12 protein-coding genes are annotated in these 14540 nt (G+C 63.5%); 4 read left to right on the top strand and 8 right to left on the bottom strand.

The features are described 5' to 3' along the window. Positions 1-42 precede the first annotated feature (42 nt). Positions 43-507: a DUF3237 domain-containing protein gene (locus MRY75_RS05080; RefSeq protein ID WP_292306058.1), complete on the top strand. Its 465-nt coding sequence runs from the start codon at positions 43-45 to the stop codon at positions 505-507. Here the strand turns inward: MRY75_RS05080 and MRY75_RS05075 are convergent. The 5 genes from MRY75_RS05075 to MRY75_RS05055 all read right to left on the bottom strand — a co-directional run bounded on the left by MRY75_RS05075 (position 492) and on the right by MRY75_RS05055 (position 5744). Next, the gene (locus MRY75_RS05075) at positions 492-1433 is read right to left on the bottom strand and encodes an aminotransferase class IV (protein WP_292306057.1); all 942 of its coding nucleotides are present in this window, start codon (positions 1431-1433) and stop codon (positions 492-494) included. The genes MRY75_RS05080 and MRY75_RS05075 overlap by 16 nt on opposite strands. Continuing rightward, entirely contained in the window at positions 1430-2572 is a 1143-nt protein-coding gene (locus tag MRY75_RS05070; protein ID WP_292306056.1) for an iron-containing alcohol dehydrogenase, read from the bottom strand. The genes MRY75_RS05075 and MRY75_RS05070 overlap by 4 nt, the downstream gene beginning before the upstream one ends. A 69-nt stretch (positions 2573-2641) precedes the next feature. Further along, on the bottom strand, positions 2642-3904 hold the full coding sequence (arsJ, locus tag MRY75_RS05065; RefSeq protein ID WP_292306055.1) for an organoarsenical effux MFS transporter ArsJ: 1263 nt from the start codon (positions 3902-3904) through the stop codon (positions 2642-2644). Continuing rightward, positions 3901-4899: an ArsJ-associated glyceraldehyde-3-phosphate dehydrogenase gene (locus tag MRY75_RS05060; protein WP_292306054.1), complete on the bottom strand. Its 999-nt coding sequence runs from the start codon at positions 4897-4899 to the stop codon at positions 3901-3903. The genes arsJ and MRY75_RS05060 overlap by 4 nt, the downstream gene beginning before the upstream one ends. Further along, positions 4896-5744, bottom strand: a complete 849-nt coding sequence (locus MRY75_RS05055; protein ID WP_292306053.1) for a helix-turn-helix domain-containing protein — start codon at positions 5742-5744, stop codon at positions 4896-4898. The genes MRY75_RS05060 and MRY75_RS05055 overlap by 4 nt, the downstream gene beginning before the upstream one ends. 132 nt (positions 5745-5876) lie before the next feature. On the opposite strand from MRY75_RS05055, the gene aroA reads away from it, so the two are divergent. Further along, positions 5877-7139, top strand: a complete 1263-nt coding sequence (gene aroA, locus MRY75_RS05050; RefSeq protein ID WP_292306052.1) for a 3-phosphoshikimate 1-carboxyvinyltransferase — start codon at positions 5877-5879, stop codon at positions 7137-7139. 107 nt (positions 7140-7246) lie between these two features. On the opposite strand, the gene MRY75_RS05045 is transcribed toward aroA, so the two are convergent. Next, entirely contained in the window at positions 7247-9637 is a 2391-nt protein-coding gene (locus MRY75_RS05045; RefSeq protein ID WP_292306124.1) for a YbcC family protein, read from the bottom strand. Positions 9638-9669: 32 nt separating this feature from the next. Then, positions 9670-11223, bottom strand: coding sequence for a proton-conducting transporter membrane subunit (locus MRY75_RS05040; RefSeq protein WP_292306051.1), 1554 nt, complete (start codon positions 11221-11223; stop codon positions 9670-9672). Positions 11224-11329: 106 nt separating this feature from the next. On the opposite strand from MRY75_RS05040, the gene MRY75_RS05035 reads away from it, so the two are divergent. Next, complete coding sequence (locus tag MRY75_RS05035; RefSeq protein ID WP_292306050.1) at positions 11330-12205, top strand: LysR family transcriptional regulator; 876 nt, start codon at positions 11330-11332, stop codon at positions 12203-12205. Here MRY75_RS05035 and ade read toward each other — a convergent pair. Next, positions 12202-13905 carry an adenine deaminase gene (gene ade, locus MRY75_RS05030; protein ID WP_292306049.1) on the bottom strand — a complete coding sequence of 568 codons (1704 nt, stop codon included), beginning with the start codon at positions 13903-13905 and terminating at the stop codon, positions 12202-12204. The two genes, MRY75_RS05035 and ade, sit on opposite strands and share 4 nt — an antisense overlap. A 470-nt stretch (positions 13906-14375) precedes the next feature. Between ade and MRY75_RS05025 the strand changes: the two genes are divergently transcribed. Further along, on the top strand, positions 14376-14540 hold a 165-nt coding region (locus MRY75_RS05025; RefSeq protein ID WP_292306123.1), incomplete at its 3' end, for an acetyl-coenzyme A synthetase N-terminal domain-containing protein.

Genomic DNA, 14540 nt, shown 5'->3' with positions numbered 1-14540 from the left:
TATTGTTAATCTAGTAAACAGTCTGTACCGCAAAGGACCCACATGCAGCTGCCCCAGCCAAAGCTTGACCATGTCTGCACGCTTCATGTCGCGCTCGATCCCATCCGCGAGATGGGCACAGGCCGCGCCGGGGCACGGCGGATCATCCCGATTGTGGGCGGCACGGTCACGGGCCCGCGCCTCAATGGGCGGATTCTGAATGTGGGCGCGGATTGGCAGACCATCTTCTCCGACGGTCTGGCAGAGCTCGACACGCGCTACGCCATGGAAACCGACGACGGTGCGACCATCGAGATCGTCAATTATGGCTATCGTCATGGCCCGAAAGAGGTGCTCGAGGCTGTCGCCCGTGGTGAGCCGGTGGACCCGACTTCGTATTACATGCGCACCCATGCGCGGCTGGAAACCGGCGACGACCGCTATGCCTGGGTCAACCGCACGCTCTTTGTCGGCATTGGCGCGCGCAACCAGTCCAGCGTTCAGGTCGAGCTTTACGCGCTTGTCTGACGCGCCGCCTGCGCGGCAATGTCCTTGGCAATCGCGTCCCGGTAGAGCGTCCGGAGTCCGTGGGTAAGCGGCCGGTCTCCGGACCCGATCAGCTTGCCGTCAATCGACGCGACAGGCGTCTGTGCGCCGAACGTCCCGGTGAGGAACGCCTCATCGGCGGAATAGGCCTCGTACAGCGAATAGTTCTTTTCGTAGACCGGGATCCCGTTTTCCCGGCAGAGGTCGATCACCTTCTGACGCGTCACCCCGTTCATGCAGTAATCCCCGGTCGAGGTCCAAACCTCGCCTTTGCGAATGATGAAGAAGTTGCAGGCATTGGTCGTGTTCACGAAGCCATGCGGGTCCAGCATCAACGCCTCGTCCGCCCCGGCCGCCTCGGCCTGAAGGCAGGCGATCACGCAGTTCAGTTTCGAATGGCTGTTGAACTTGGCGTCCTGGCTGTGCGGCAGCCCCCGCACCTGCGGGACCGACGCCAACCGGATGCCCTGCGCCTGCAGGGACTGTGCGGGCTTGGAATGCTCCATGATGATCACCAGCGTTGGCCCAGACCGCGACAGGCTCGGATGCTGAAAGGGCTTCACCTTCGTGCCCCGGGTCAGCATCAGCCGGCAGTGCACATCCGTCGTCATGCCATTCGCGTCAGCAGTCATTCGCAACGCCTCGGCAATCCCCGCGCGGTCCATGCCGACATCAAGGCCAACCGCATAGCAACTGTCGAAAAACCGGTCCATGTGTTCATCGAAGAACGCCCAATGGCCGTCATAAAGGCGCATGCCCTCCCACATGCCGTCGCCCAGCAGGAAGCCGGAATCATAGACCGACACCTTCGCCTCCTCGCGCGGGTAAAGCTCTCCGTTGATGTAGATAAGGATGTCGCGGTTGCGCGCGTCCTCTTCCGCGTCATGGGTGGTGGTGTGATCGGTCATCGTGCCCGCTCCATCAGTTCGGACAGCTGCACCTCGTTCAGGGCCACGGGATTCGCCTTCATCGAGGACGAGCTCACCGCATCGCGCGCCGCCTGCGCCCGCGCTGCATCGCTGATGCCCAGCGCATCCAGTCCCGGCAAACCCGCCGACCGTGACCAGTCGTGCAAGACGTCGAATGCTGCATCCGGAGCCCCCCCGAAGGCCTGCGCAATCCACCCCTGCACCTCGGCAATCCGCGATTGCAGGACCGGGTCCTCCCCGGCCGCCGCATTGGTCCGCATCCCGTGCGGCAAGAGCGCGCCACAGATCGCCCCATGCGCCGCGTTGGACAGCCCACCCAAAGGACCGGCCAACCCATGCACCACGCCCAGACCGGAATTGGCCAGCGCCAGCCCCCCGCAAAGGCTGACCCAGGCCAACGCATCCCGTGCTGCAGGGTCTTCAGCCGCCATGATCTGCCGGATCGCCACCAATCCCTTGGGGATCGCATCACGACAGATCGCATCGGTCAGCGGATTGGCTTTTGACGACAGATAGGGCTCGATCACCTGCGTGACCGCATCCAGCCCCGAGGCAAGGGTCACGCCGCGCGGGCAATGATCCGTCAGCGCCGGATCGACAACAGCCAGCACCGGCAACATGCGCGGGTCGCGCAAACTCACCTTGCGCTGCGCATCGGGCACCGCAATCACAGCATTCTTCGTCACCTCGGCCCCGGTGCCGGCGGTTGTCGGCAAAGCCGCAAAGGGCAAGGGCATGGCCTCGAGCGGCAAGCCCTTGCCGACCACTTCGAGATGGTCGAGCATCGGTCGCGTGGCCGGCGTCAGCGCCGCAATCGCCTTGCCCGCATCGACCACCGCGCCACCGCCCACCGAAATCACCGCATCGACCTGCGCCGCCTGCGCCATCGCGACACCGGCCTCGATCAATGCAACATCTGGCTCCTTGCCGACGGAATACACCGTCACTGCAACGCCATCCGCGTCAAGCGCGTCCTTGAGCCAATCCGCCCGGGCCGGTGTTGCCCCTGTGACCAGCAGCACGCGCCTCCCCAAGGCGGCCAAAGCGGGAACGGCCCGCACCGCCTCTCCCCGTCCGAACCGGATCATTCCAGCAGTGGCAAAGGCAAACGGGGTCATGGGCGCTCCTCCTCGTCAGGTCTGCCCAAAGATGTGCCTGTCTTTGCCCCCGGTGTCGAGGGTCGCGCCTCACACCGTCTGCGCCGCCCCGTCGCTGCGCAACCGCCCCGACGCCAGTGCCGATAGCGCAACCATCGCAGACGCCGTGCCCAGCATCAGCGCCAAACCGCCCACCTGATAGCTCAGCCCGGACAGCACTGTCCCCAAAAGCCGCCCACCCGCATTGGCCATGTAGTAGAAACCCACATCCATCGTGACCCGTTCGCTTTGGGTAAAGGCCAGGATCAGGTAGGAATGCAGCGCCGAGTTGATCGCAAACAGCGCTCCGAAGGCCAAAAGCCCGACCATCAGCGCCACCGTCAGCCACATCTGCGGCTCGGGCGACAACATCGCCGCCACGGTCAAGACCACCGGCACCGTCAGCAGCAACAGCGCCCATGTCCGCGCATCCGCGATCAGCGCCGCCTCGCCCCGCTCTGCCGCACGCAGCAGTTTCGGCGTGTTGGCCTGAACGATCCCGTAAAGGATAATCCACACCGCCATGAACGTGCCGATCAGAAAGAACGTCGCCCGGTTGCCCGCCTCGGTCCCGTCCGACAGCACCGCGTAGAAATAGATCGGGATGCCCACCACGAACCACACGTCCCGCGCCCCGAACAGGAACACCCGCGCCGCCGAGAGCCAGTTCACATTGGCGGATTTTGAAAACACTTCGGAAAACTTGGCCCCCTTGCGGCCTTTCGGCAGGCCCGACGGCATGAAGACGACGATCGCCAGCAGGATCACCGCCAACACCGCCGCCATCGCATAGACCGCCGCGACAAAGCCGAGCGTCGCCAGCAAAGCCGCGCCCAGCAGGAACCCGACCCCTTTCACCGCGTTCTTCGATCCGGTCAGCACCGCCACCCAACGGAACAGCCCGCCGTCTTCTTTGGGGGCCAGCAACTTCACCGCCGATTTCGAGGACATCTTGGCCAGGTCTTTGGCCACCCCCGACGCACCCTGCACGCACATGACAAAGGCGACCGAGGCCGCGATGCTCCATGTTGGATCCAGTTGGGCCAAGGCCACCAGCGCCATCACCTGCACCCCCAGCCCGGCGTAAAGCGTCGAGGTCAAACCGAACCGTGCCGCGATCCACCCGGCGCTCAGGTTCGTGACCATGCCTGCGATCTCGTAGAGCACGAACAGATACGCCAGTTGGATCGGCGAAAACCCGAGCGTGTGAAAGTGCAGCAGCACCAGCATCCGCAACGCGCCATCGGTCAGCATGAAGGCCCAATAGGCCGCCGTCACGGCGATATAGGCGGAAAGACCCTCAGGTTTGCTCACAACCGACCGCCCACCATCAGCGCCACATCCACCAACCGATGCGCATAGCCCATCTCGTTGTCATACCACGCATAGACCTTCACCTGCGTGCCATTCACCACCATCGTGGAGAGCGCATCAACGATGCTCGACCGCGTGTCATTGGTGTAGTCGGTCGACACCAGCGGGCGTTCCTCGTAGCCCAGAATGCCCATAAGCGGACCTTCGGCCGCCGTCTTGAACAGCGCGTTGACCTCCTCGACCGTGGTCGCGCGATCCATCTCGAACACGCAATCGGTCAGCGACGCGTTCAGCAGCGGCACCCGCACCGCGTGGCCGTTCAATCGCCCCTTGAGTTCGGGATAGATCAGCGTGATCGCCGTCGCACTTCCCGTGGTTGTCGGGATCAGCGAATTCAATGCCGACCGCGCGCGGCGCAGATCTTTGGCGGGGCGATCCACGATGGTTTGCGTGTTCGTCACATCATGGATTGTCGTGATTGATCCGTGGGTTATTCCGATGCTCTCATGCAACACCTTCACAACCGGAGCCAAGCAGTTGGTTGTACAACTCGCCGCCGTCACGATGTGGTGCATTTCGGCATCATAGATGTCGTCGTTCACACCATAGACGATGTTTGCCGTCGGCCCGTCCTTGACCGGGGCGGAAACCACGACTTTCTTCGCCCCCATTTGAAAGTAAGGTGCGATCTTCGCCTCTGATTTGAAAACGCCGGTGCAGTCGATCACCACATCGACACCCTCCATCGGCAGCGCGGACAGGTCTTTTGTCCCGACAAACGGCAGGCGCTCCTCGTCGATGGTGATGCTGTCCGCGTCATGCGCGAACTCCGCGTTCCAGCGTCCATGCACCGTGTCGAACTCGAACAGATGCGCATGCATCGCCGGATCGCCCACCGCGTCATTGATCCACGCGATCTTCGCCCCCCGCTCCAACAGGGGTTTCAGGGCAAGCTTGCCAATGCGGCCAAGCCCGTTCAGCGCGTAGGTGGTCATGCGGAGGTGTCCTCTTCGGTCATCTGTCCAATGTCATCGACCGCTTTCTGCAGAGAAATCCGGTCCAGCGTGGTCATCGGCAGCGCGGTAAAGGCGCTGATCCGGTTGCGCAGCGCGCCATAGGCCGCCTGAAACGCCAGGCTGCGTTCGGCGTCAGACCCGGTCGCCTTGACCGGATCGACCATGCCCCAATGCGCACTGATCGGCTGGCCCGCCCATGCCGGGCAGTCCTCGTTCGCGGCCTGATCGCAGACGGTGAAGACGAAATCGAACTTCGGCGCGTCACCGCCCATGAATTCCTGCACATTCTTGGCGCGCAGGCTGGACACGTCATGCCCTTTCTGGCGCAGCACATCGACCGCCATCGGGTTCAGTTCGGAATAGGGTTTGGTTCCGGCTGAAAACACCTCGAACCGATCCCCGGCCATGTCGCGCAGGATCGTCTCGGCAAAGATCGACCGCGCGGAATTGCCGGTGCAGATGAAAAGAACATTGAACTTTTCCAGAGACATATCCGTCATTCCTTGTCCAAAACCGGCCGCGAGCGGGCTGCACATATCCGGTCGCCCCCGACAACACTCGAGCAGCAGGAAATCCAGCATGCCCTGCACATTCGGTACGTTCACTGTGTAACGAAGCGATGTCCCGACACGCGTCTGGCTCAGCAATCCGGCGTCCAAAAGGGCCGACAGGTAAGCCGACAAAGTGGACGGCTTGATGTACAGCGCGTCTGCGATTTCCCCGGCAGGCACCCGGTCGGGCATCCGCCGCATGAGCATGCGAAAGATGGCCAGCCGTTGCGGATGCCCGAGGGTCGACAGTTGTGAGGCGATTCTTATTTCCATATTTCGTGAATAATGGAATTAATTATGCCGTCAATGACTCGTTTGCCCATCCCTGCTGGCAAACGGATTTCGCATTGCGACCCGCGTCAAAACCCGTAAACCCGCATCTGACGTTCCGACCGGAGACCTGCCATGTCCCTGCCCATCGCCAGCATCACCCCTGTCACACAGCCGCTGGTGGGTCGCGTGACCCTGCCCGGATCCAAATCCGTGACCAACCGTGCGCTTCTGGTGGCGGCACTGGCGCGCGGCACCAGCCGCCTGACCGGTATCCTGCGCAGCGACGACACCCACTACATGATGACCGCCCTGCGCCAGATGGGCGTCGGGATCACCGAAATCGACGACACCACGGTCGAGGTCACAGGTTCCGGCACCCTGCACCCAGCGACCGAACCTCTTTTCCTTGGCAATGCCGGCACCGCGACCCGCTTTCTGACCGCCGCTGTCGCACTGGTGAACGGGACCACCGTCGTCACCGGCGACGAGCACATGCAGAAACGCCCCATCGCACCCCTGCTCGACACACTCCGCGCAATGGGCGTCGATGCGACTTCCGAAACCGGATGCCCGCCCGTCACGGTCAAGGGCACCGGCAGGTTCCAGAGCGGCGAGATCGAGGTCAGCGGCAAACTCTCAAGCCAGTATATCTCGGCCATCATGATGCTCGCCGCGATGGGCGACGCTGAAACCCGCATCACCATCGGCGGCGGCAAGATCGGCGCGGTCGGCTATCTGCACATCACCGCTGCCGTCATGCGTGCATTCGGCGCGACGGTCGAATTCCCGTCCGAAAACCAGATCAACGTCGCACCCGGAGGCTACACTGCCGCCGATTACCACGTCGAACCCGACGCAAGTGCCGCGACCTACCTTTGGGCTGCGGAGAAACTCACAAACGGCAGCATCGACATCGGCACCGCCCCGGGCGACATGAATCAGCCCGACGCCAAGGCCTATGACATGATCGCCGCCTTCCCGCAGATGCCCGCGACGATCAACGGCTCACAGATGCAGGACGCCATCCCGACGCTGGCCGTGCTGGCCGCGTTCAACGAAACGCCCGTGCGCTTTACCGGAATCGAGAACCTGCGGGTCAAGGAATGCGACCGCATTGATGCGGTTCACAAAGGCCTGTTGCAGGTGCGCGCAGGTTTGGCTTCGGTCGAAGGGAACGACCTGATCATACATGCCGATCCCGCGCTGGCAGATCATGTCAGCGACGGGCTCATCGACAGCCACGCCGACCACCGCATCGCCATGTGCTTTGCCCTCGCCGCTATGAAGGTCAAAGGCGTGCGGATCGAAGACCCTTACTGCGTGTCCAAGACCTTCCCAAATTACTGGGATGTGCTGCGCGGTTTAGGGGTTGAGGTTGAAATCAGCGAGGGTTGAGCTTTTAGAGAAGGGCATCCCCGACCGCGGGTGGGGGTGAAGCCCCCGCCCGTGGGGGCGGTCGGGGGCTGCCCGGCGTGCCGCCGGGCGAGACCTCACTTCAAAGCTCACTCCGCCGCGATCTGCGCTGCAGCGGTATCGCCCCGCAGCGACACCCACTCTCCGCCGCCGGTATAGCGCCAGCCCAACCGCCCCTCGTCGTCCATCGCGTACAGCTTTAGCCAGCCGTTGTCGAACAGCGCAGCAACCCCGGCGTGCCGCTTGAGGATCTCGCTGATCGCTTCACAAGGCGCTTCAACTGCGACCGACAACCGCAGGGGATCATGCATGAAAGTCTGGCCATCGTGCACCGACTGCCACGGCAGACCACCGCGCAGCACACCGCCATTGCCTTCGACCACACCGATCCCGCCGGTCACGTTGTGCAGCAGCTTGTTGCCCGCCCCGAACGCATCCGGTGCCACGGACGATCCGTAGTACTGAAGGCTGATCCAGCTTGCCACGACCACTGGCGCGGTCAGGATCAGTTCCAGAACACCGAACCCCTTGTCCTGCCGCCAGTCATAGCTGTGCAGAAAGGACCGCCCGTCAAGGCTCCGCCCCGCTGTCCGCGACCGGGGAGCCGCGATGAAAGCCGAACAGCCCGCAAGCCCCCATTCGGGCCGCGTTTCCGACCAGTCCTTGGCCCGCGCCATGACCGCCATCTGATCCGCCGCCCGCGGCAGACGCGCTGCCCGTTCGCCCCGTGTCACCTTGGCCGCCAGTTTCAGCGCCTGCTTCAGCGATGCGATCGTCGCACCCTGCGTATGACCTGCGGGCAGATCATCTTCGTAGAGCCGCACCTCGTCGGTCACCGTGTCATGTAGACCGGCAAGGAACACGGTCTCGGCAGGCACCACGATGCCCTTCTCGACCAACCCGGCCCGCACCTCTGCATCATTGAGCAGCAGCGCCACCAGCCGGGCGTTCACATCGCCCGCGTGGCCGCCGCAGGCCCCGCATTGCAGAGCGCTCGCATGGGGATTGTTGACCACACCCGCGCCGTGACCCGCCAGCAGGATCACCTTGGCAAAGCCCGATTTCATCGACATCGCCGACAGGATGGTCGCCGCCATGCCGATCCGGTCCTCAAGGGTCAGGTTCCCAGACAGCGCCGGTGCCGGATCATTGCCCAGGCTCGGATGCTTCTGCGCCAGCGAATCCCGCACCAGCTTGCCAAGGTACAACGGCCCGGTCGCCTCGACGAAGGCAAAGCTGGACACTGCCGCCAGCCGGAACCGGCCCCAGGCCCGCGTCACCCGTTTCGCCACGCGGGTCAGAACGTCGCTGTCCTGCGGATCGGTCGCAGCCGAGGTCGCACCGGGATTGATCAGCACCGGCCCCCGTGTCTCCAGCACGTCAGACGCAAACCCGTGATGCGCCGCCGCGATGCCGAAGAAGCCCGCAAAACCAATGGTTTCGATCCCGTCGCCCGAGGCTTCCAGCGCCCGCCGGAACACTTCGGACCGTACGTCGATGCAGAATGCCGCCTGCACATTCGGCACGGTCTCCTTGGTCTCCACGGGCTGCGCCAAAGTGGCGTCCAGCGCCCGCGCCGCCGCGTGATCCGCTGCTGCCTGAAGGGCTGCGTCGATCAGGTCGTCCTCACTCGGCACGATGGGCTGGGCATGCTCTTGCAACAGCCGTTCCCACGCGCTGCCGATCTTGTCCTTGTAACGCGCCAGCAGCGCCGCCTCGAAGACCAGCTTGGCGGTCAGAAGATCGGTGATGTCGTTGTTGCCCTCACCCTTCAGGTTCGCGCGGAACGCCTCGCCAGACGCGAGTTGCGCCCAGCCGCCAAGCCGCATCAGCAGCGTGTGGAAATAGCTTTCGCAGGCATCCGCCGTGATCCCCATGTCCTCGGCGCATTTGGTCAGCGCGCCCCGTGCCGACATCGACATCGACGCCACCCGCGATGCAAACCCGGTCAGGCCGAAAATCTCGGGCGTCAGGTCGCGCTGCGCGAAAGACCGCCAGGACAGCCACGCCCGTGTCTTGGGCGCAGGCCAAAGTGCCTGACCGGTGTCATAATGCCCACCCGCCCAGTGACCGATCCGTTCAGCGACAAAATCGGGCCAGTTGATGTCTGACACCTCTTCGGCCAGATCGGCCAGCGTCGGCAGCGCTTCAGGCAGCGGCACGGTCTTGTCCATCGCCGCGATCAGGTCGTCGACCGTCGCCGCCAGCTCCGGCACTTCGGCCAGACCCGCCTCAAGGTCGGCCACGTTCAACTGACCTGCCGCGAACTTTGCCTTGAAATGTGCCCGCTCCGGCACCGTCCGCACACCGGCCACCCGCGCCAGCCGCGCGGCGGCCACCTGCAAGGGCTCACCCGCCTGCCCCACATAAGGGTTCACGGCGACCGTCGCCTCAAGCGACCAGAGCGGCGGGATATGGGCGGCGGCGGTCTTGGCACCTGCCATGATCTCAAGGGCCGGACCCGAGAACCGTTCAACCATTGTCAGCATGTCTTGATCTCCTGTCCTGTCCGTTACCGTGACCGAGCGGCCCAGCCGCCAGTCAGCCGGTCAAACACCGCGTTGAGGTAAAATCCGTTCGAAAGATGCACCCGAAGGCCCTGTGCCGCCGGATGGCTGGCCCAGTTCGGGAAGGTCGCCTGCGCCCAGGCCACGGTGCCAAAGCTGAGGATGGTCAGCACCATTAGCGCCCATTGCAGCGGGCCGGGGGCCGGGGTTGCCGGCAGCGCGCCGGTGGTCAGCCAGATCGCCATGGATTGCAGCGCGAAGTAGCTCACCGTAGTCGCCACCGAATAGGCCGCCATGCGCCGGGTCAGCAGTTCGGGCGCGTGATCCGCAAGGCCTTGGGCCAGAAGGTACGCCACACCCATCACCAGCACCGCCCCCAGCGCAATCGCCTGTGCCGACTTGCCGTCGATGCCCAAAAGCAGGCCCAGCGTGCCGTAGATCGCCAGTGCGATGGCAAAGGCCTTGAGCACCGCGCGGCCATTCGGGATCGCCACCGGACCGGGCCGCCGGATCGACGCCACCTGCGCCACCGCCCCCCCCGAGGCAAGGAAGGCATGCGCCTTGTAGAGCGAATGCGCCACGATGTGCAGCAGCGCCAGATGGAACAGCGCCAGACCGCATTGCAGGATCATGAAGCCCATCTGCGCCACGGTCGACCACGCAAGCGAGGTTTTGACCGAAGGCTGGGTCAGCATGACCAGACCACCGAACAAGGCCGAAAACCCACCAAGGATCACCAGAACCGACAGCACGCCGGGGGCCAGCAGCATCACATCCGCAAACCGGATGAGCAGAAAGCCCCCCGCGTTCACCACGCCCGCGTGCAGCAGCGCCGAGACCGGCGTCGGTGCTTCCATCACCTCGGTCAGCCAGCCATGGGTCGGCACTTGGGCCGACTTGAACAGCGCCGAAATCGCCAGCAGACCTGCGGCCAGGATCGCAGCACCACCGCCCTCGCCCGCCCGTGCGGCCTCGATGATGGTGTGGATGTCCGCCGTTCCATAGGCCGCCGCCAAAGCGAAAGCCCCCGCGATAAGACCCGCGTCTGAGGCCGCCGAACACAGCGCCTTCTTCCGCGCCGCCCGCTGTGCCGCCGCCCGTTCGGGATAAGTCAGCAGCAGCCGGTTGACGCAAAGTCCCACCGCGCCCCAGCCGATGATCAACTGGATCAGGTTGCCCGCCGTCACCAAAAGAAGCACCGACGCGAGGCCAAGGCTCAGCCAGCCCAGGAATCGCGTCTGGTTTTTTTCTCCGTCGGTGTAGGTCACCGCGAACCGCATCACGACCCAGCCGATGAAGCTCACCAGCATCAGCATGGTCACGCTTACCGCGTCGATCCGGGCGGCAAAGCCCATCTCGGCCGCGCCGATCAGCGGGCTGGTGGCCGATCCGTTGGCGATCAGAAGACCCAGCGCGGCAAGCGACACCACCATCGCAGCCAGACCCGCATATTCGCCCAGGCGCAACTGGGCCGACCCGCGCGGCATGTCGCTGCGCATGTAGACCAGGCCGATAAGGGCGAAGAACAAGGGCGCAAGAAGCGGCAAGGCGGTGATCATGATACGGTCTCCTTTTGAGGGCGTGATCTTGACCGGGGACGTAGCCTGCCGCTTTGGTGAAGAAAAATACATTGTTTAGGATCAATCGTTCACTTAAACAGAACGAATGTCGGATCTCAATTACCACCACCTGCGCTATTTCTGGGCCGTGGCTCATGACGGCAATCTCACCCGCACGGCTGAGCGGCTGAACCTGTCGCAATCGGCTTTATCGTCGCAAATCAAGCAGTTGGAGGACCGTCTCGGCCAGACGCTTTTCGAACGTCGGGGCCGCGCCCTGCACCTGACCGAGGCCGGGCGCATCGCGCTCGACCATGCCGATACGATCTTTTCCGCCGGGGAAGAGCTGCTCGACACGCTGCGCGAAACCGCCCGCCCGGCCCGCGCCTTGAGGGTTGGTGCCTTGTCGACCCTGTCGCGCAACTTCCAGATCACCTTTCTGGAGCCGGTCCTTGGCCGCCCCGATGTCGAGGTGATCCTCCGCTCCGGCAGCGCGGCCGAGCTGTACGCCGCTCTGGACGCGCTGAACCTCGATGTGGTGCTGACCAACACGCCCCCTGCCCGCGACGCGATCAGCCCGTACCTGACGCAGAAACTCGCGGATCAGACCGTGGGTCTTTTCGGCACCCCCGACCGGGTGCGCGGCAATCGCCCGTTCGAAGACCTGGTGGCCGAGCACCCCCTGATCCTGCCCACCCGCGACACGCAGATCCGCAACGCCTTCGACACGCTGCTGGCCCGCGTCCGCGCCAAACCGACAATCGCCGCCGAAGTCGACGACATGGCGATGATCCGCCTTCTCGCTCTGCGCGGCACCGGGTTGGCCGTGGTGCCGCCCATCGTGGTGAAGGACGAACTGGCGCGCGGGGAATTGGTGCAGGCGGCCATGCTCGACCTGCACGAACTCTTCTACGCGGTCAGGCTGGATCGCCGCTATCCGAACCCGCTGCTGACCGAGTTACTCGCCGCCGCAGTCCGTTAGGGAATGATCTCGAACTTCGTCACATCGACCATCCCCCGGTCGGTGATCTTGAGCGCCGGAATGACCGGCAGCGCGAGAAACGCCAGTTGCAGGAACGGCTCGTTGAGCGTCACGCCAAGGCTCTTGGCCGCCGCACGCAGATCGACCAGGCGGTCATGCACCTCTTCGAATGGCTCTAGGCTCATCAACCCGGCCACCGGCAAAGCCAGCTCGGCCAGCACCTCGCCCCCGGATGCAACCACGAACCCGCCTTCGATTTCGGACAGCCGGTTCGCGGCCAATGCCATGTCGGCGTAATCCACCCCGACACAGGCGATATTGTGGTGGTCGTGGCAAACGGTCGAGGCAATCGCCCCCCGCTGCAAGCCAAAGCCGCGCACAAACCCCGTGGCGATGTTGCCGTTCTTGCCATGCCGTTCCACTACCGCGATACGGATCAAGTCGCGCGCCGGGTCGGGGTGTTTGTCGCCGTCTTCGACCACAATGGTCTCATGCAGATGTTCGGTGATGATCTTGCCTTCGACGATGCCGATCACATCGGTCTCGGCCCGGTTCGCCTTGGCGCGGAAATCCTCAGGGGTCAGGTGCGGCGCGTGGACCGATCCGGTGCCCACGGGGTCGATTTTTGACCGTTTGGTAAAATTCTCGACCGTGGCCTCCACCCCGGCGCAGAACACGGTCTGCACATCGCAGGCCTCGAGCGACCGAACAGCCACGATGTCCGCCCGTTTGCCCGGCGCGATCAACCCGCGATCCTTGAGCCCGAACGCCTCGGCCCCCGACAGAGACGCGGCGCGGTAAGCCGCCAGAGGTGGCGTGCCCAAGGCGATCAAGGTGCGGATAATGTAATCAAGATGCCCCTCTTCCGCAATATCCAGCGGGTTCCGGTCATCCGTACACAGGCACATATACGGTGCCGTGCGTTCGGTCAGCAGCGGCTGCAGCGCGTGCAGGTCTTTCGACACCGACCCTTCGCGGATCAGCACGCGCATCCCTTTCTGCAGCTTCTCCCGGGCCTCCTCCGCCGTCGTGGCCTCATGCTCCGTGGAGATCCCCGCAGCGATATATGCATTAAGGTCCATGCCGCGGAGTTGCGGGCAATGGCCGTCGATATGGCCACCCTCAAACAGATGAAGCTTGTCCATCACCTGAGGATCGCGGTGGATCACACCGGGATAATTCATGAATTCCGCCAGACCGATGCCCGATGGATGGCCCATGAGCGGCGCGAGATCGGCGGCGAACAATTCGGCCCCGGCGGTTTCCATATGCGTGGACGGCACGCAGGAGGACAGTTGCACGCGGATGTCCATCAGCGTGTGGCGGCTGGTCTCCTGGAAATAGCTGATGCCGTCGGCACCGATCACATTGGCGATCTCGTGCGGGTCGCAAATTGCGGTGGTCACGCCATGCGGGGCGACACAGCGGTCGAATTCATACGGTGTGACGAGCGAGCTTTCGATGTGCAGATGGGTGTCGATGAACCCGGGCACAAGGATCAGACCCGTCATGTCGCGGATCTCGGCCCCGTCATAGGTGCCGCAGGTGCCTGCGATCATGCCGTCGCAGATAGCGATGTCGCCGTCGAGCAGCTCCCCTGTCACAAGGTCGAGCATCCTGGCCCCGCGCAGGACAAGATCGGCTGGCGCATCGCCGCGCCCGACGGCGATCCGGCGTTCAAGGGGGGATGTGTCGGGCATGGGTCTGCGCTCCTTCGATGATGGGTGAAGTCTATGACAGGGGCGCGTCTGGCACCAAGTCCCCGATTTGTGCCCGAGTCCGACTCAGCGCCTGAAATCGGGGCGCTTTGGAGCGGATGATGAAAATTTCGGCACATGAAATTCGGCATACAGCGGCATACCGGATCAATATGTCACACCTGCACAGTCATAAATCATGCTGCTTCAGCATGTCACGGTTACCGCAAACGGTGAAAATCCGCATCGCGGGAACTTGCCTTGATTTAGAGGAGTTTACGTAGCGTCGGGTAAATTTGTTTACGTATTTTCCTTTCTTCTTGAAAATTATTTACACCTAACTTACTGTTTTTCATTTACTTATTTCATTGTTTTCACTCTCACGTATGATCCGGACAAGCCGCGATAACGCATCCGTGATCGCAGTCTGGAACGCTCGAAGGGGATCGGGCGACGTGAGGGGAGACCAAGCCATGAAAGATCAAACCACCACCACCGAGGGCACGGCGGTCTACCCGCCATCATCCGAAACCGTGGCCCGCGCCCATGTTGATGCAGGGCGGTATGAGGAGATGTATGCGCGGTCGGTGTCGGATCCCGAGGGGTTCTGGGCGGAGCAGGCGCAGCGTCTGGACTGG

It is taken from the genome of Marivita sp., assembly GCF_022763305.1.
In the GTDB taxonomy this organism is placed as follows: Bacteria; Pseudomonadota; Alphaproteobacteria; order Rhodobacterales; family Rhodobacteraceae; genus Marivita.
This window is presented reverse-complemented; position numbering and strand designations above follow the sequence as displayed.